This window comes from Bacillus sp. 2D03, assembly GCF_003946765.1.
Classification (GTDB): domain Bacteria; phylum Bacillota; class Bacilli; order Bacillales; family Bacillaceae_G; genus Bacillus_A; species Bacillus_A cereus.
Window position 1 is genome coordinate 374676 of sequence record NZ_RPSJ01000004.1, and the last position, 18365, is coordinate 393040.

Sequence of the window (18365 nt, forward strand, 5' to 3'; positions counted from 1 at the left end):
ATTTATTCTCAAATAGTAATAAAAAAATTAGGTGAATTGTTATTCTCCTGATAATGATTATCAGAATCAGACACTTCTATTCTACCTATCGCTTTAAAAGACTGTCAACCATTATTTTGAAATATAAATTTATATAAATTGGAATTTCAATACAAAAGTTATATCTATCCTTTAGAAAACGTTCGTCCACACAAGAGTACTTTCGCAGAATAAATCATTCCTCTTATGGGCATAAAAAAGAAGAGTAATCTTTTCACTCTTCTTTTTCTTACTTATTTAACTTTGCTTCAATTTTTGCGATTAACTCATCTTCTGTTGGAGCCGCAACTGGACGGTTATTTACAAATGCGAATGATTTTTTACGACCAGGACCACAGTAAGACTGACATCCAACTTCAATCGTTGCACATGAATCTACTTTTTTTAACTTCGGAACTAACGTTTTAACGTTCGTTGCCTGACAGTCATCGCACACGCGAAACTCGTTTCCCATTATATAACACTTCCTCTATTTTAAACTTTTCTCAAGTACATTTAAAAATAAACACTAAATGGTATTTTACCGCTCTTTGAAGCTCGTTGCAAGTTTCCCTACAAAGCCTATTCTCTACATAATGCTACATATTTATATGCTCTTCTACAGAAGCGCTCACCATTCATGGGAAAATTTTTACCTTTCATCGAAATCTACCATATTTTTAAAAGCTTTGTATAAAAGTTTATTTTTTTGCCCATTATAAAAATAGGAAGTTCATAAAAAGAAAGGGAGTTGAATCTATGAAAGTAAGACAAGATGCTTGGACAGATGAGGATGATTTATTACTTGCTGAAACGGTACTTCGTCATGTTAGAGAAGGAAGTACGCAATTAAATGCATTTGAGGAAGTAGGGGATCAGTTAAATCGTACATCTGCTGCTTGTGGTTTCCGCTGGAATGCTGTTGTTCGCTATAGCTACGAACAAGCTCTTCAACTAGCAAAAAAACATCGTAAAGATAAAATGCGTGCTGCAAGCGGTGAACAAGCAAAAAAACGTTTACTTTATACACCACCAGCTTCAGATTCGATAACTGATTATGAAGAATTAGTACAAGAAGAATCAATCGTACAATATAAAGAAGCTATTCCATATCAAGAATCTACTGCTCCTGCTGCAAGAAGCTCTATGACAATGCAAGATGTTATTTATTTTTTACAAACAGTCGGATCTTCAAATATAAAAGTGACAGCTCTTGAAAACGAGAATACGAGATTGAAACAAGAAATTAAAGCACAAATCCTTCGGAATGAGGAACTAGAAAAGAAACTAGAAAAATTGGAAAAGCAATCTCATACTGTACAAGAAGATTACGAAACACTTATGAACATTATGAACCGAGCTCGTAAATTGGCAGTCATGGATGACGAAGAACGTTCTCAAACATCTTTCCGAATGGACCGAAACGGTAATTTAGAAAAAATTGCAGAATAAAAAGGATGCATGTAATGCATCCTTTTTATTATTTCACCTATAAGCTCCCCCTTTATATGTGAGAAAACTCCATTCTTCATTTTTTGCTATAATAGAGATTGTCATTTTAAAGATAAGGGGTTAGTTATATGAGCAATTCCCGTTCCATTTTATCTCAGCCAGAGTGGCGCATTGTAGATCAATCTAGTTTGGGACCAACATTCCATGCACTTCAGTCATTCGCAATGGATGACACATTATGCACAAGCATTGGAAATGGCAAGTCAGCCGCAACAATGCGTTCTTGGGTTCATCACAATACAATTGTCCTTGGCATTCAAGATTCACGCCTTCCGCATTTAGAAGAAGGTATTTCTTTTTTAAAACAAAACAACTTCAATGTTATTGTCCGTAATTCTGGCGGGCTTGCGGTCGTGCTTGATGAAGGTGTTTTAAACGTATCACTTTTATTCCAAGAAACAGAAAAAGGTATCGATATCGATCTTGGATACGATACAATGTGGCATTTGATTAAGGAGATGTTAAAGGATTACGACGTTACTATCGAGGCAAAAGAAATTGTCGGCTCTTACTGTCCTGGTAGTTATGACTTAAGTATTCGCGATCAAAAATTCGCTGGTATTTCACAACGTCGTATTCGCGGCGGTGTCGCTGTCCAAATCTATCTCTGCGCTACCGGAAGTGGCTCTGAGCGTGCCGCACTCGTTCGTGATTTTTACAGCCTAGCAATTCAAGGGGAAGAAACACGCTTTACGTACCCTGAAATTGTACCAAGTACGATGGCCTCACTCTCAGAATTACTTGGCGAAACCATTACAGTACAAGATTTAATGATGCGTCTTTTAAAAACATTGCAGCAATTCGCTCCAAAGTTAACACCATCTCAATTAACAATAGATGAGATTCCTTTATATGAGACGAATTTACAACGTATTATTGATCGTAATAATAAAGCACTTGGTTTAGAAAAATAAAGACCGTCGCTATAATAGCGACGGTCTTTATTTCAATTCATTATAGAATTAAAGTGCTTGAGCTGCTGTAATTAAAGCTAACTTGTACACTTCTTCTTCGTTACATCCACGAGATAGGTCATTTACAGGCATGTTTAAGCCTTGTAAGATTGGCCCTACTGCTTCGAAGTTACCTAAACGTTGAGCGATTTTGTAGCCGATATTACCAGCTTCTAAGCTTGGGAATACGAATACGTTAGCATCACCTTTAATTGTAGAACCTGGAGCTTTTTTCTCAGCTACAGATGGTACGAATGCAGCATCGAATTGGAATTCTCCATCTAAAGTTAACTCAGGAGCCATTTCTTTTGCAATGCGAGTTGCTTCTACAACTTTTTCTGTTTCTGGAGATTTCGCAGAACCTTTTGTAGAGAAGCTTAACATAGCAACGCGTGGATCAATGCCGAATAACTCAGCAGTTTTCGCACTTTCGATACCGATTTCAGCTAAATCTTGACTGTTTGGTGCAATGTTAATTGCGCAATCAGCGAATACATATTTCTCTTCTTCACGTACCATGATGAATACGCCAGAAGTTTTTGTAACGCCTGGTTTTGTTTTAATAATTTGAAGTGCTGGACGAACTGTATCAGCTGTAGAGTGAGCTGCACCACTTACTAGACCGTGTGCTTTGCCCATGTATACAAGCATTGTACCGAAGTAGTTTTCGTCTTTAAGGATTTTGCGAGCGTCTTCTTCAGTTGCTTTACCTTTACGGCGTTCAACGAAAGATGCTACCATTGCATCCATTTCTTCGTATGTAGCTGGGTCGTAAATATCAACGCCTGCTAATGTTAAATTCATGCTAGCAGCTTTTGCGCTAATTTCTTCTCTATTACCAACTAAGATTGGTTTTACTAACTCTTCTTTTGCTAAACGCTCTGCAGCGCCTAAAATTCTTTCATCAGTTCCTTCAGGAAGTACGATAGAAATGCCTTTTCCTTGAACTTTTTCTTTTACTGTTGTAAATAAGTTGCTCACGAATAAACCCTCCTACATATGTTAAAAAAACTCTATCTTTAAGAATACTGCTTTTCTTCTATATTTTAAACTTATAGCTCCCAAAAAATAGATAAAATAAAAATGATTATATTTTCATAAAATTCAGCCGTTAAATTCACCTTGCTTAAACACTTAAATGTGACAATTTTATGCGCCAAGGTTTTATATAGATGATTTTAAAACTATATATGCTATAGTTAACGTGTAAAACTATCATTAACTGAGGTGAATAGAATGAGTGAAGCAACAACAACGTTAGATGGCTGGTATTGTTTACATGATTTACGTTCTATTGATTGGGCTGCATGGAAAACATTATCTAGCGACGAACGCGGACAAGCAGTGTCTGAATTTTTAAATGTCGTTGAAAAATGGAACGAAGTAGCTACTGCGAAAAAAGGTAGTCACGCAATGTATACAGTTGTTGGCCAAAAAGCTGATATTATGCTTATGATTTTACGTCCAACAATGGAAGAGTTAAATGAAATTGAGACAGAATTGAATAAAACAACTTTAGCTGAATATATGGTTCCTGCATATTCTTACGTATCTGTTGTTGAATTAAGCAACTATCTTCCAGCTGATGAGGATCCATACCAAAACCCGCAAATTTTAGCTCGCTTATATCCTGAATTGCCGAAAGCAAATCATATTTGCTTCTATCCAATGGATAAGCGTCGCCAAGGTGATGACAACTGGTACATGCTTCCTATGGAAGAGCGTAAAAAAATGATGTACAGTCATAGTAAAATTGGACGTCAATACGCAGGTAAAGTACGCCAAGTGATTTCAGGATCTGTTGGATTCGACGATTTCGAATGGGGCGTAACATTATTCGCTGACGATGTTCTTCAATTTAAAAAACTTATATATGAAATGCGCTTCGATGAAGTAAGTGCTCGTTATGGTGAATTTGGAACATTCTTCGTTGGAAACATTTTACCAGACGAAAAAGTAGAGAAATTTTTACACATATAAATGGTGAAAAGGAACGAAATTCGTTCCTTTTTTTATTCTTCTCTATATTTATCCTCAAAAATCCCCTTTTTTCTGCACTTTTGAAGAAAAACCGACATTTTTTCAAATTTATTGTAAAATTGTAACCTTTTTATATGTAAAGATATGCTAAAATGATACGAGCTATATGCTAAATAACGATGCGAAGGTGATAATCTATATGAAAAAAATTTTGTCTATTTTACTATTGCTTGTATTGTCAATTTCTTCCTTAGGAGTAACAACATCCCATGCGGAAGAAAAAATACATATTGAGGCAGCCGCTGCACTTTTATTTGATGCAGATACAGGAAAAATACTTCACGAGCAAAATCCAGATGAATTGCTAGCTATTGCTAGTATGTCGAAATTAATTGTTGTTTACGCTGTTTTAGAAGCAATTAAAGAAGGAAAAATCACATGGGATACGAAAGTAAATATTTCTGATTACGCTTATGAAGTCTCTCGTAATAATGAATTCTCTAATGTACCGTTCGAAAAAGGACGTCAATATACTGTAAAAGAATTATATCATTCTATTGTTATATTCTCTGCAAATGGATCTAGTATCGCTTTAGCAGAACTTCTTGCAGGAAGTGAGAAAAACTTCTTAAATCTTGCAAATGAACATGCTAAAAAGCTAGGATTAAAGAAATATAAATTTGTAAACGCTACGGGCTTAAATAACGCTGACTTAAAAGGAAAACATCCTGAGGGTACTGATCCAAATGCAGAAAACTCTATGTCAGCTCGTGATATGGGTATGCTTTCAAAAACAATGATTACAAAGTATCCAGAAATGCTAGAGGATACAAAACAAAGATTTAGAAACTTCCCAGACAATCACCCAAAACCAATTCGTATGGAAAACTGGAATTGGATGTTACCAGGAGCTGCTTTCGCTTATGAAGGTACTGATGGTTTAAAAACTGGAAGTTCTGATACAGCTGGATACGGATTTACTATTACTGCTAAACGTGGTGATGTACGTCTTATCTCGGTTATTATTAAAACAAAATCAATGGATGAACGTTTCACAGAATCTCGTGAATTAATTGAATATGGATTTAATAACTTTGAAAAACAAAAACTAAAAGTTAATAAGAACAATACAATCTCTGTAGTAAAAGGGAAAGAAGACCAAGTAACTGTTGCACCCGAAAAAGAAATAACAGTAATTGCGAAAAAAGGTAGCAAAGAACCTTATAAAATTGGGACTGAATTAGATAAATCTCTTGCTGAAGATGGACATTTAGTTGCTCCTATTAAGAAAGATGCCAAAGTAGGCTCAATTACTTTAGAATCAACTGATAAATATGGTTTCTTAGACGGTAGTAAAAGTATGAAAGTTACTGCAAAAACGACAGAGGAAGTTGAAAAAGCAAATTGGTTTGTGTTAACAATGCGCTCTATTGGTGATTTCTTCTCAAACTTATGGTCTAAAGTTTTTTAATAAAAAAGCTGGCTCACGCTAGCTTTTTTTATTTTCCGCTCTCAATGTAAAACTTCGTTTGGTTGTCATATCTGAGCCCTTTTCCTCATACGTATGAACTAGTAATTGTTACACACTTCATCTAGAGATAAACCTCTTTCCAAAAGGTATTCCAAAAAGAGAGGTGACACATAATGGGAGTTATTGCTTATAACGAAGAAGATGTAAAGTTGTTAGCTAGACTGATGCGTGCTGAAGCCGAAGGAGAAGGACAACAAGGAATGTTAATGGTCGGAAACGTTGGGGTAAATCGTGTCCGCGGAAATTGTTTAGACTTTAAAAGCATTCGTAATTTACGTCAAATGGTTTATCAAAACCCCGGCGGTTTTGAAGCAACGCAAAAAGGATACTTTTATCAACGGGCACGTGAACAAGATATTGCCCTAGCGAGACGGACCATTCAAGGGCAACGTTTTTGGCCTGCCAACTTTGCCTTATGGTTCTTTAGACCTGAAGGGGCATGTCCACCGACTTGGTATAACCAACAAAACTCTGGTCGCTTTAAAAAGCACTGCTTCTTCCAGCCATCTGCTGGAGACTGCCCTAGCGTATATTAAGGAATAAAAATGAGGAGGGATTTTTGAATGGCACAGCAACAAAATCCGTACTATGGAACAGGTTTTTATCAACCATCTGGAACTTATGTACAACCGCAACAAATGACTCAACAACAGCAGCAAGCGATGCAACAACAAACAGCTCAAGCTGCGCAAGCTCAATATGCAATTTCTCAAGGCATGTTACCTCTAGAGCAATCCTATATTGAAAATATCCTTCGTTTAAACAAAGGTAAGCAAGCTACGGTTGTAATGACTTATGAACGTGGCAGTTCCCTTGGTACACAATCTTATACAGGTATTATTGAAGCAGCTGGCCGTGACCATATTGTTATTAGTGAACCGCAATCAGGAAAACGCTATTTACTACTAATGATCTACTTAGATTACGTAGAGTTTCCAGAAGAAATTACGTATTTACCTAGTCAACAAGCAACTTATACTCCAAGACCATAAAAAAAGCTGGCAAATGCCAGCTTTTGTTTTTTTATAATCCTTTTACAACTGCAGTCCCTACTAGAATCCACGCCACAATAAACGCTACACCACCAAGAGGTGTAATTGGACCAAAGAACTTAATGCCTGTCGTACTTAATGCATACAAACTACCTGAGAACATAATAATTCCAGCTACCATTAGCCAACCAGCAGTAGTTAAAAGTGATGATTGAACCTTATCCATCAATAAAGCAACTACGAATAGTCCACCTGCATGAAACATTTGATATGTAACGCCTGTTTTCCAAACTTCTAACATTTTTGCAGAAATTTTATTTTCTAAACCGTGTGCTCCAAAGGCCCCTAACGCAACAGATAGCCCCGCTGCAATACAACCTAGTAAAAAGAAAATTTTCATCTTAATTCCCCTTTTTTACCTTTATCATAAGCAATTTTTGCATATAAGCCAAACGATTTATCTTCTAAAAATCAAATAAAGAATTACCGTTTGCATCACTTTCTTTTATATATACTGGCTCCCCAGAAACAGGTGCAATTGGTTGCATAGTTGTTACTGGTTGTGATCCAATTACTTGCGATTGAATTTTCGGTTCTCTATATGTAGATGTTTCAACTTGTTCATCTAATAATAAGTCACATAAAGCACGCACAACTAATAAATGTTCTTTTGACTTTTGTCCTTCACTACTTTTTGCCTTCACAATTTCATTCGCCATTTTATTTAAAATCTTGTCGCTAGATATTTGCATTCCTTATCACCTCGTACTTTGTAATTCTTTCTCGAATTGTCCCAATTTTTCTACTGAACCAAATACTATTATCATATCACGTTCTTTCAATTTTTCCTGCCCTGTTGGATTATGTATAATATTCCCATTTCTTGAAATCGCTAATATTGTTACATCAAACTGATTCCTTACATTACTCTCTAGTAACGATTTACCAACTAATATTGAATCTTTTCCAACTAGAATTTCTTCAATGACAAATGACTGTTCTACTCCATACAACACTGTATCAATATAATGAACGGTTAATGGATTTGCAATACCTTTTGCGATATGAATACCCGCCATACTAGATGGGTTAATAACCTTATTTGCACCAGCACGCCTTAATTTCTCTTCAGTTTCTGGCTTTTCAGATCTCGCCACAATTTTAATCGTATCGTTTAACCCTCTTGCTGTTAATGTAATAAATACATTTTCGGCATCATTTGCAACAATAGCAACTAAACCAGCTGCTTTTAAAATTCCGGCATTATGTAATACTTGATCTTCCGTTGCATCTCCATGTACAAATAAAAGCTTTTCCTGCTCCAATATACTTTCATCTTTATCAACAACGACAAATGGAATATTCTTTTCTTGCAATTCATGTACAACTTGAAGCCCCACTCTACCGCAACCACATACTATAATATGATTTTTCAACTGCGCTATTTGTTTATCCATCTTCTTCCTCCGTACTGCATGAAATAAATTCCCTTCAATAATCATAGCTGCCACTACCCCAATTGCATACGTAACAATACCTACGCCAACAGGAATAATAAGAAGCGCAAATACTTTCCCCGCTTGCGTTACAGGAACGGCATCTCCGTATCCAACAGTCAATACAGTAATCATTGTCATCCAAAATGCTTGAAACAAACTAATCTCTTCAATCGTCATAAATCCTATCGTTCCTAGAATTACAACAAAAGTCATACATATAACTGCTATCCATAATTGCTTACGTGCATTCATACCGTGTTTCAACTCTTTTCTCTATCTACAATCTTTGCCAGTGGAAATAAAATACGTATATACTAGATACGGAATCTATGAAAGAGGTTGATATAATGAAGACATTTCTTTCCGCCTTACAATGGGCACTATTTATTTTAGCTGGAAGCCTTATTGTACCAATTAGTGTCGCAACTAGTTATGGTCTTAATGGCGCTGAAGCCATCGCATTCGTACAAAGAACATTATTTGTTCTAGGTTTTGCTGGTCTCTTGCAAGCTATATTTGGGCATAAACTTCCTATTCAAGAAGGTCCTGCTGGCCTTTGGTGGGGAATTTTCTCCCTTTACGCAAGTTTAGGCGTCGTACTATTTGGATCAAATAATGAGACACTTAAAGTTCTTCAATATGCTTTCTTATTAAGCGGTATTATTTGTATTATTCTTAGCGTTTTTGGACTTATTGATAAACTCGTTCGCTATTTTACACCGACAGTCATTGGAACGTATTTATTTCTTCTTGTCGCGCAGCTTAGTGGCTCCTTCTTAAAGGGAATGTTTGGCCTTGATGGAAAACATACAGAAGTACAACCTAACGTATTTATTCTTTCACTCATTGTTATTTTACTATCCTTTTTCATCATGAAGCTACCTATTACTGGACAATATTCCGTTCTTTTCAGTATCGTATGCGGCTGGATATTATTCGCATGCTTCGGATTATCTAATCCAATAACACCAGTGACAGACATAATCCGTTTTCCATCCTTATTTGTTTTCGGAATGCCTCGTGTTGAATGGAACATGGTAATTACGGTCATTTTCGTTACACTCTTACTTCTAACAAATATGTTAGCAAGTATTCGCGTTGTACAAAAGGTTGTCTCTAAATATGAAGAAAACGCTGCATCAGATCGTTTTAAACAAGCTGGCATTATAACAGGAATCAACCAATTGCTAGGCGGCCTATTTTCAGCTATTGGGCCTGTCGCTATTTCTGGATCAGCAGGTTTTATTGCAACGACTAATATTTATAAACGTCTCCCGTTTATATTAGGGTCAAGCTTTATTATTGTCGTTAGTATATTTCCAAAGATTACTTCATTCTTTGCAGCAATCCCTGTTGCAGTTGGTTATGCCGCTATTTATCCTGTATTCGCAAGCATGATTGGCCTCGCCTTTCGAGAATACGAAACTGTCCAGGATAAAGAACGATTATTTAAAGTAGCCGGTCTTTCAATCTTTACGGGAGTCGGAGTTATGTTTGTTCCAGCAGGAGCATATTCCACACTTCCACCATTTCTAGCATCGTTTTTAAGTAATGGTCTCGTTCTTGGATCTGTAATGGCAATCTTGCTAGAAATACTATTTTCTCGTTCCACAGCAAAACAAATATCTTAAATTGGAAAACTTCCATTATTGCACTCTACCTTTAGAGTTGTTACGATAAAATCAAACTTTAATCATTGGGGTTTTATTCATCCCCAATGATTATTAACCAATATTATGAGCAACACACTCATAATAATTTATCTACTTCTTTTCAAAGAGGTTTGATGTCTTACTATTATTCCTCAATCTCTTCATGAACATGTATTTTGATTTCAATTAAAGAAAGGAATTTTCTATATGACTTATAAAATGATTGTTTTAGATTTAGATGATACTTTATTACGTGATGACCATACTATTTCACCTCGTACGAAAGAAGCGTTAATGACTGCACAAGAGCAAGGCGTAAAGGTTGTACTTGCTTCTGGACGTCCAACGTTCGGTATGCGCAATGTAGCGAAAGAACTTCGTTTAGAAGAATACGGCAGTTTCATTTTATCTTTTAATGGTGCAAAAATTATTAACTGTAAAACAAACGAAGAAATCTTTAGTAGTACACTATCTCCTGAAATCGTTCACAACCTATTTGAAATTAGTCAAACTGAAGATGTATGGATTCATACTTATATGGGCGATGATATCGTAACGGAAGAAAATAATCCTTATACTGAAATTGAGGGCGATATTACTGGTATGCCAATTGTTGTAGTAGATGACTTTAAAGCTGCAGTTAAAGAGCCCGTAGTAAAAGTATTAATGAATAAAGAAGCTGAACGCCTTGTTGAAGTTGAAAAGAAACTACAAAAACAGCTAGAAGGCCAATTAAGCGTGATGCGTTCGAAACCATTCTTCTTAGAATTTACTAAAGCTGGTGTTACAAAAGGAACGAGCTTAAACAAACTGATCCAAAAGCTTGGCATTAAGCGTGAAGAAGTTATCGCAATGGGCGATAGCTATAACGACCAAGCGATGATTGAATTTGCTGGTCTTGGCGTTGCAATGGGCAATGCACCTGATGATATTAAAGAAATTGCAAACTACGTAACAGATACAAATATGAACGATGGTGTTGCAAAAGTTGTAGAGAAATTCGTTTTAAAAACGGATGTACTTGTTTAATATTTTCATTCACAAAACCTATTTGAAGTCAAATACTTCAAATAGGTTTTTATTTAAATTCTCATGCTTTTGTGACTATATTTTGAACTTTGCACTATTCTCGTAGTGTAAACTTTCTTTTTGTATATAATGAAACAAAATAGACTATTTTATTTTGAAAAAGAATACAAATTTACTATATACAAGCATACGTTAAAGGAGGCTACTTTATGTTATCTACACCAATCGGACGATTAAGAGCAATTGGACTAGTTGAGGGTATTTCTTTCCTATTACTATTATTTGTAGCAATGCCATTGAAATATTTCGCAGGATTTGCAACAGCTGTTAAAATTACAGGCATGGCTCATGGTGTTCTATTTATTCTATTCATCTTTGCAGTAATTCAAGTAACAATCGTACACCGTAAATCAATTTTATGGGCACTTGGAGCATTTGCTTCATCAGTTATCCCATTTGGCACTTTTGTACTAGATGCAAAATTAAAGAACGAGCAACAATAATAATAAAAAGGTAGTTAACGACTGTTAACTACCTTTTCTATTTATAAATTTGGAATTTCCCAATCAATTTCTCTTTCGCCCATATTAGCTAAAATCGTATTTACTTTAGAATATGGCTTACTACCAAAGAAACCACGTCTTGCCGATAATGGGCTTGGATGTACAGATTCGATAATATGATGATTTGGATTCGTAATTAACTTCTTCTTCGCCTGCGCATGGCGCCCCCACAATATGAAAATAACTGGCTTTTCACGTTCATTCAACAGTTCAATTACACGATCTGTGAAGTGCTCCCATCCTTTTCCCTTATGAGAATTTGCTTCGCCTTGACGAACTGTTAATACGGTATTTAGTAATAATACTCCTTGTTCTGCCCATTTTACTAAATAACCGTTATTCGGGATTTCATAACCATATTCATCTCGAAGTTCTTTATACATATTTAACAATGACGGTGGTGTTTTAACACCAGGTTGCACAGAAAAGCTTAAACCATGCGCTTGATTCGGTCCATGATATGGATCTTGTCCTAAAATAACAACCTTTGTATTTTCATAACTTGTATACTGAAGAGCGTTAAAAATATCTTCTACCTTCGGATAAACAACATACGTGCTGTATTCTTCTGTCAAAAAACTGGATAGAGTAAGATAATACTCTTTCTGGAATTCAGGTGCCAATAGTGGCTCCCAATCATTCTTTAAAATATTTTCCATACTGTCACTTCCTGTCTAATTAATTCACCATATCCTGTCTTGTAAATACTACGAACGAAATAACAAGAGAAACAACTGCCCAAACAGTTAAATTCATCAAAGAAAATCCCATCGATAAACCTTGTAATGCAGGTAATTTTCCTGATAAATAATCCGTTAATGATAGATTCACACTAAAAATATATTTGGCGCCTTCCCAAGATGTTGCGAACGAGCTTAAAATACCGCCTGCAATTAATGCAGCTAGCATAACGCCCATACCAGCTGGTGTATTACGAATTAAAACAGAGACCATAAATGATATAGTTCCGACAACGATAGCAACAAACCAGGCTAGTCCATACGCCATTAAGATGTATTGCCACTGCGGAATAAGATGCACAAAGTTCGTATTTAACGTTTCCTTATCAATAACGAATCCTGTTAAAACAGGTAAATTCCATCCCGAGTACCCAAATACAAGCCCTGATAATATGTAAGCAAACAAACCTACAAGAAACAGTATGAGCGAAATGAAAAATAACATCGTCACGTATTTACTAAGGAGTATTTTCCAGCGCCGAATTGGCCGCGTAAGTAACATCTTCATCGTCCCATCACTTCGTTCTCCTGAAACGATATCAATGGCTACAATCATTACAAGAAGCGGAATAAATAATGTAATTCCTTGTTCAATAAATGCTCTGACAAAAGTCGGTGCACCCGGTGCCATCGGATTAATATCATGATCTAAATAATATTGTTGTTGCTCAACTCTTACCTTTAACCAATCACGCCATTCTTCTGGCAACCTAGAATTGTTCAACCGGTTCTGAGAATCAACAATTTGCTGTTGCAATGAAACCTTCCAATCAGTTGTACCGAGTCTTTTTTGTGTCGTTTCTATTTCACGATACTGCGCATACACAAAAAGCGGGATCAAGATTGCTAAAATAAGCATGACAACAAAAATACGTTTCTTGCGGTAAATCTTTTCTGATTCATTTAAAACTAGATTCGCAAATTCACGCATGCTGCTCACCCCTTGTGAGTTCAATAAATAAATCTTCTAGCGTAAATACAAGCTCCTTAACGCTATGTACATCTATTTCATTTTCGACAAAGTGTTTATTCCAACTACTTATAGATGCAATATCCATGCGGCATAGTAATCGCTCGCCTTCTACACTCACTTCCCTTACTTCTTCGGCCGCTTCTAGCATATCTTTCGCCTTAGAAATCGGTGTAACAATCCATTCTACACGATCACTTGCTGTTTTAATTAATTCTTCAACCTTGGCAACTGTTATCATCTTTCCTTTATGAATAATAGCAACGCGATCGCATATCATTTGCACTTCACTTAGCAAGTGACTTGAAATAAACACGCTCATATTTTCTTCTTTTACAAGCTTATGTATAAATTCCCTAAGTTCTCTAATCCCTGCTGGATCTAAACCATTCGTTGGCTCATCTAATATGAGCAATTTTGGATTCCCAAGGAGCGCCTGCGCAATTCCAAGGCGTTGTTTCATACCAAGTGAGTACGTTTTTACCTTGTCATGAATTCTTTCATCTAAATGAACCATTTCAGCAATTTCAATAATACGTTCATCTGATATATCACCTAACATACGAGCAAATTGCTTTAAATTTTCCCATCCCGTTAAATATGTATACAACTCTGGGTTTTCAACGATACTCCCAATTTGACGCATCGCTTCTCTGAAATTTTCCTTAATCGAATAACCACCAATAGAAATCGTACCTTCTGTCGCCTTAATCAATCCGACTAACATTCGAATGGTAGTCGTCTTTCCAGCACCATTTGGTCCTAAGAACCCGAACACTTCTCCTTGCTTTACATCAAAGGAAATATTCTCTACAAGAGTCTTCTTTCCAATTACCTTCTTCAAATCTCGTACGGAAAGTATCGTCGTCATTTTACCCCTCCTTGTTCTAGTTTTAATTTACTTACAACATTTTGAACTAAACGTTCTGCCATATACGTATAACCTACTTCGTTCGGATGAAAATGATCAGAGTATAATAAATCTTTCCCACGGTTTTGGAATAAATCAAATGTCGGTGTAATATACACATTTTTATCGTTTAGCGCTAACTTCTCTAAAGATGCATTCCAGTCCACAACAATGTTTGAAGACCCTTTTAAATCTTCTACATCTTCAAAAGGATTGTATAAACCAAGCCAAAAAATCGGACTATCTGTATTTAATTTACGAATTTCTTCTATAATTTTCTTTGCTTCATTTTGAAACGTTTCTGTGTCAGGACGATACGTCTCTAAATCTATTTTCCCAAGCGATTCCCAGCCTGGGAACAAATCATTCCCACCAATCGTTAACACGATTATATCTGCTTGCTTAATTGAATATTGAGCGCCATTACTTTCAATTTGTTTTAATAAATCGGGCATTTTTGCACCACTAACTGCTAAATTTGTTAATGCAATTTTTTGCTTATAATCTTTTTGTAAATCCTCTTTCATTCGCCCAACATAGCCAATTCCTTCTTTATCACCAACGCCACGCGTTAATGAATCACCTAAACTAACGATTTGTAACGTTCCCGTTTTCTTTTTCTCTTTTGCCACTACATCGGTCTTTTTAATTAAATTTGAAGCTTTCGGATTTAATACATCGTTTACACCTGAAACAAAGCCATATGCAAATAAACAGAAAGATGCAATTGTAATGAGTAGAATTACTTTTACTACTTTTGATCTCATATCAAAACCCCTTTTAGCCCTCATAGATTGTCCATAATTATACCAAACGAAATTTTGAAAAGCGATTTTCACACCTTCTCAATTACGTCGTTTCTCTATTTACTAACTCTGGTAATAACTCTATATGCTTCACATCTAATTTCTCTTCATTAATCTTTTCATATAATAATTCAAACGCTTTTACTCCAACGTTTTTACTAGAATGCGAAATCGTCGTTATACCCAATATATCCGCCACCTCTTGATCATCACACCCGATAATCGTAATATCCTCTGGAATACGAATTCCTTGTTTTTTTGCTTCTGTAACCATCCCCGCTGCAATATGGTTACAAGATACAAGGAACGCCGTCGGTTTTACTGACATATGAGCCCATTCTCTAATTACATTGCGTCCATCTTCCACTGTAAAACAACCCTCAAATTTCCAGGTCTCTAACGGTGTTACGATACTCTGTTGAAGCGAATCTTCATATGCCTTCTTTCGTCTTTGGCTATTAACACTATTACTTCTTCCAATACAATATCCAATATGTGTATGACCGGCATCTATTAAGCTTTTCATCCCAAGTGAAAATACTTTGTAGTAATCGATATGGACACTTGAAATGCATTTTGAATCTATTTCTTCACACATAACAATCGGGCCGAATTTTGTATATTCTTCAAGCTTCTCCTTACTATTTGCCCGAGAACAAATAATAACCCCATCAAGCTTTTTCATTTTTAACATATTTAAAATTTCTAGTTCTCTTTCTTCGCTATAATTCGTCTGGCAAAGCATCATATTATAATTATTCTTTGCTGTCTCTTTTGATATCCCCTCGATAATAGCGCTATAATATTGATCATTTACGTGTGGCAATAAAACGCCAATTACATTCGTTTTTCCTTTCACTAAATGAATTGCATTCACATTTTGCGTGTAATTTAATTCTTCTATAATCGCTAAAATTTCTTTTCGTTTCTGTTCATTTACGTACGGATGATTATTTAGTACACGTGAAACAGTTGAAACAGATACTCCAGCAAGTTCAGCAATCTTTCTTATATTTGTCATCTCATTTTCCCCTTCTCACAAAAATTCTCCCTTGACCTGGTAAGCTTTCCACAATATATCCTTTCCTAGCAAATACATTTAGAAAGGATATACAACTATGCTTCGATTCAAATTAGAATATATATTTTTCATTGGCGGTTTACTCATTCTTGCCATCGGTATTAATATGATGACGACAATTACTTCCTTTGGACTTAGCCCTTATGATTCCTTCTTTATTGCACTATATCAAAATTTTGGCATAAGTATTGGTTTTTGGATTTTCATGATTAACTTTGCTTTTACACTTATCGTACTCTTTTGGAATAAAAAACAAATTACAATCGGTACAATTGTAACGATGGTTCTTATTTCTCTTTTTGTTGATTGGATTGGTTCCATTACAACTATTATGGACGCTATCCGCTCTCTTCCAAAATATATAACACTTATTTGCGGAAATCTATTCGTTGGAGCTGGAATTGGTCTTTACGTCTCTACAAACCTTTGCGCAGCGCCTCAAGAAGCTTTCGTTTTAACGGTTGCTGAGAAGAAAAAATGGACGTTTAGAAGAACAGAGATTTCATTAGCCTTTTTATTTTTAACGTTAAGCTTTTTATTAGACGGACCTATCTATTTTGGAACAATCATCTTATCCTTTACAACAGGCTGGATTATCCAAGCATTTATTCAAGTTGGTACGCAGATTTTAAATAGAAAAGAGCCTATTAAGCAAGCTGCTTAATAGGCTCTTTCTGTTTTATGGTAAGGATACTACTTAGCATCCCCTTCAATTCGATAGTTCGCTTTCAAACAATCTATTTCTTCATACCCTTGCAACGTATGTAGAATATAATCATAATCAGCAAGAGACGCACGATGCGTTACAATTACAATTTCAGCCTTTCCTTTCTCTTCAAGCGGCATTTGAATAATTTTCTCAAAGCTAACTCCGCGCTCAGAGAACAATGAAGTAATTTTTGCAAATACACCAATTTCGTCTTTTACATGCAGTCTTAAAAACTTTTTCACGACAATTTCGTTTGGCTCTTTTAATACTTTTTGATATTGTGGGACTACAGCACTATTTCCTGTTACCCCTAATCTAATATTTTGCATTACAGCAACTAAATCCGAAACAACAGCTGTAGCTGTCGGTAAACTTCCTGCGCCTGGTCCATAAAACATCGTTTCTCCAACTGCTTCACCGTACACATACACAGCGTTATATTCATTTTGTACTGCCGCAAGAGGATGTGTATTTGGAAGTAAAGTTGGTTCAACTGTAACCTCCAATTTTTCACCATCTCGTTTTGCAAGACCGATTAATTTAATTGTATAACCTAAGCTCTTACTGTATTCAATATCTTCCTCTGTAATAGAGGTAATCCCTTTTACTTTCACGTCTCCAAGCTCTACATTTGTAGAGAAACCGAGAGTAGCTAAAATTGTCATTTTTCTTGCTGCATCTAAACCTTCTACATCTGATGTTGGATCTGCTTCTGCAAATCCAAGTTGTTGGGCTTCTTTTAACACGTCGTTGTATGCTCTCCCTTCGTCTGACATTTTCGTCAAAATAAAATTTGTCGTTCCATTTACAATTCCCATTACTTTCGTAATAAGATCTGAAGAAAGTCCTTCTACGATACTGCGTAAAATTGGAATTCCCCCTGCCACACTCGCCTCATAGAATAAATCAGCCTTATTATCTTTTGCTGTCGCTAATAATTCAGCTCCATGTAATGCCATTAAGTCTTTATTTGCAGTTACAACATGCTTTCCGCTTTTTAAAGCTTGTAAAATATATGATTTTGCATCATCAATGCCACCCATCACTTCAATGACAACATCAATATTTGGATTATCTAAAATTTCATTTGCATCTTGTGTTAATAGAGTAGAAGGTACCTCTACCTCTCTCTCTTTCTCAATGTTTTGCACTAATACTTTCGTTACCTTCACTGGACAACCTACTTGGTGTATGAGTCGTTCTTGATGATCCGTAATAATACGAACCACACCACTGCCAACTGTCCCAAGACCTAATAATCCAACTTGAATTTCTTTCATAGTACTGTCCACCCCTCAAAAATTGTGTTTAGATGAAATTATATGAGTAAAAAATCCGAAAAACAATGTATTTTGAACATTCGGAAAAATAAAGGTTAATCTTTACAAGGAAAACGTTGCCACGTGTTACACAATCTTTC

At 35.8% G+C, this 18365-nt stretch carries 21 protein-coding genes; 10 read left to right on the forward strand and 11 right to left on the reverse strand.

All coding sequences use genetic code 11. The annotated features are described in order from the left end of the window. Positions 1-268 precede the first annotated feature (268 nt). The gene (locus EBQ15_RS12460) at positions 269-493 is read right to left on the reverse strand and encodes a YuzB family protein (protein WP_000526078.1); all 225 of its coding nucleotides are present in this window, start codon (positions 491-493) and stop codon (positions 269-271) included. Between the two features lie 284 nt (positions 494-777). On the opposite strand from EBQ15_RS12460, the gene EBQ15_RS12465 reads away from it, so the two are divergent. After that, the gene (locus EBQ15_RS12465) at positions 778-1470 is read left to right on the forward strand and encodes an RsfA family transcriptional regulator (RefSeq protein WP_000868358.1); all 693 of its coding nucleotides are present in this window, start codon (positions 778-780) and stop codon (positions 1468-1470) included. A gap of 128 nt (positions 1471-1598) precedes the next feature. Then, positions 1599-2444 (forward strand): octanoyl-[GcvH]:protein N-octanoyltransferase, encoded by an 846-nt coding sequence (gene lipL, locus EBQ15_RS12470; protein WP_000071952.1) that lies wholly within the window; start codon positions 1599-1601, stop codon positions 2442-2444. 48 nt (positions 2445-2492) lie between these two features. Here the strand turns inward: lipL and pta are convergent, their stop codons facing one another. Further along, the gene (gene pta / locus EBQ15_RS12475) at positions 2493-3464 is read right to left on the reverse strand and encodes a phosphate acetyltransferase (RefSeq protein WP_000067225.1); all 972 of its coding nucleotides are present in this window, start codon (positions 3462-3464) and stop codon (positions 2493-2495) included. 255 nt (positions 3465-3719) lie between these two features. Between pta and hemQ the strand changes: the two genes are divergently transcribed. The 4 genes from hemQ (at position 3720) to gerQ (ending at position 6986) form a co-directional block, all read left to right on the forward strand. Further along, entirely contained in the window at positions 3720-4463 is a 744-nt protein-coding gene (hemQ, locus tag EBQ15_RS12480) for a hydrogen peroxide-dependent heme synthase (protein WP_001287595.1), read from the forward strand. Between the two features lie 199 nt (positions 4464-4662). Further along, positions 4663-5934: a serine hydrolase gene (locus tag EBQ15_RS12485; protein WP_000722875.1), complete on the forward strand. Its 1272-nt coding sequence runs from the start codon at positions 4663-4665 to the stop codon at positions 5932-5934. Between the two features lie 173 nt (positions 5935-6107). Beyond that, a complete protein-coding gene (cwlJ, locus tag EBQ15_RS12490; protein WP_000538167.1) occupies positions 6108-6530 on the forward strand; it encodes a cell wall hydrolase CwlJ in 423 nt (140 codons plus the stop codon). A 27-nt stretch (positions 6531-6557) separates the two neighbouring features. Further along, entirely contained in the window at positions 6558-6986 is a 429-nt protein-coding gene (gene gerQ, locus EBQ15_RS12495; protein WP_000068652.1) for a spore coat protein GerQ, read from the forward strand. A 31-nt stretch (positions 6987-7017) separates the two neighbouring features. Here gerQ and EBQ15_RS12500 read toward each other — a convergent pair whose 3' ends face one another. The 3 genes from EBQ15_RS12500 to EBQ15_RS12510 form a co-directional block, all read right to left on the reverse strand. Further along, positions 7018-7386, reverse strand: a complete 369-nt coding sequence (locus tag EBQ15_RS12500; protein WP_000688315.1) for a DUF423 domain-containing protein — start codon at positions 7384-7386, stop codon at positions 7018-7020. 64 nt (positions 7387-7450) lie between these two features. Continuing rightward, on the reverse strand, positions 7451-7738 hold the full coding sequence (locus tag EBQ15_RS12505) for a YwdI family protein (protein WP_001167359.1): 288 nt from the start codon (positions 7736-7738) through the stop codon (positions 7451-7453). A gap of 6 nt (positions 7739-7744) precedes the next feature. After that, positions 7745-8737: a potassium channel family protein gene (locus EBQ15_RS12510; protein WP_000993984.1), complete on the reverse strand. Its 993-nt coding sequence runs from the start codon at positions 8735-8737 to the stop codon at positions 7745-7747. A 95-nt stretch (positions 8738-8832) separates the two neighbouring features. Here EBQ15_RS12510 and EBQ15_RS12515 point away from each other — a divergent pair, with 95 nt between their 5' ends. The 3 genes from EBQ15_RS12515 to EBQ15_RS12525 all read left to right on the forward strand — a co-directional run bounded on the left by EBQ15_RS12515 (position 8833) and on the right by EBQ15_RS12525 (position 11669). Beyond that, positions 8833-10116: a purine/pyrimidine permease gene (locus EBQ15_RS12515; protein WP_000847045.1), complete on the forward strand. Its 1284-nt coding sequence runs from the start codon at positions 8833-8835 to the stop codon at positions 10114-10116. 228 nt (positions 10117-10344) lie between these two features. Next, positions 10345-11166 (forward strand): Cof-type HAD-IIB family hydrolase, encoded by an 822-nt coding sequence (locus tag EBQ15_RS12520; RefSeq protein ID WP_000221398.1) that lies wholly within the window; start codon positions 10345-10347, stop codon positions 11164-11166. A 209-nt stretch (positions 11167-11375) separates the two neighbouring features. Continuing rightward, positions 11376-11669 carry a DUF3817 domain-containing protein gene (locus EBQ15_RS12525; protein ID WP_000953393.1) on the forward strand — a complete coding sequence of 98 codons (294 nt, stop codon included), beginning with the start codon at positions 11376-11378 and terminating at the stop codon, positions 11667-11669. Positions 11670-11710: 41 nt separating this feature from the next. Here EBQ15_RS12525 and EBQ15_RS12530 read toward each other — a convergent pair whose 3' ends face one another. Genes EBQ15_RS12530 through EBQ15_RS12550 form a run of 5 tightly spaced genes read right to left on the reverse strand, consistent with a single transcriptional unit; the run spans position 11711 to position 16176 of the window. Beyond that, positions 11711-12388, reverse strand: a complete 678-nt coding sequence (locus EBQ15_RS12530; RefSeq protein ID WP_000427788.1) for a uracil-DNA glycosylase — start codon at positions 12386-12388, stop codon at positions 11711-11713. Positions 12389-12407: 19 nt separating this feature from the next. Next, positions 12408-13400 carry an ABC transporter permease subunit gene (locus EBQ15_RS12535; RefSeq protein ID WP_001206477.1) on the reverse strand — a complete coding sequence of 331 codons (993 nt, stop codon included), beginning with the start codon at positions 13398-13400 and terminating at the stop codon, positions 12408-12410. Further along, positions 13393-14310 carry an ABC transporter ATP-binding protein gene (locus EBQ15_RS12540; protein ID WP_000207720.1) on the reverse strand — a complete coding sequence of 306 codons (918 nt, stop codon included), beginning with the start codon at positions 14308-14310 and terminating at the stop codon, positions 13393-13395. Before EBQ15_RS12540 ends, EBQ15_RS12535 begins: the two co-directional genes overlap by 8 nt. Continuing rightward, the gene (locus EBQ15_RS12545; protein WP_002001579.1) at positions 14307-15188 is read right to left on the reverse strand and encodes an SGNH/GDSL hydrolase family protein; all 882 of its coding nucleotides are present in this window, start codon (positions 15186-15188) and stop codon (positions 14307-14309) included. The genes EBQ15_RS12540 and EBQ15_RS12545 overlap by 4 nt, the downstream gene beginning before the upstream one ends. Positions 15189-15198: 10 nt before the next feature. Then, the gene (locus EBQ15_RS12550) at positions 15199-16176 is read right to left on the reverse strand and encodes a LacI family DNA-binding transcriptional regulator (protein WP_000181959.1); all 978 of its coding nucleotides are present in this window, start codon (positions 16174-16176) and stop codon (positions 15199-15201) included. A gap of 97 nt (positions 16177-16273) precedes the next feature. On the opposite strand from EBQ15_RS12550, the gene EBQ15_RS12555 reads away from it, so the two are divergent. Continuing rightward, positions 16274-16900 (forward strand): YczE/YyaS/YitT family protein, encoded by a 627-nt coding sequence (locus EBQ15_RS12555; RefSeq protein WP_000943411.1) that lies wholly within the window; start codon positions 16274-16276, stop codon positions 16898-16900. Between the two features lie 29 nt (positions 16901-16929). Here EBQ15_RS12555 and EBQ15_RS12560 read toward each other — a convergent pair whose 3' ends face one another. After that, positions 16930-18225 carry a homoserine dehydrogenase gene (locus EBQ15_RS12560; protein WP_000659110.1) on the reverse strand — a complete coding sequence of 432 codons (1296 nt, stop codon included), beginning with the start codon at positions 18223-18225 and terminating at the stop codon, positions 16930-16932. Positions 18226-18365: the final 140 nt, after the last annotated feature.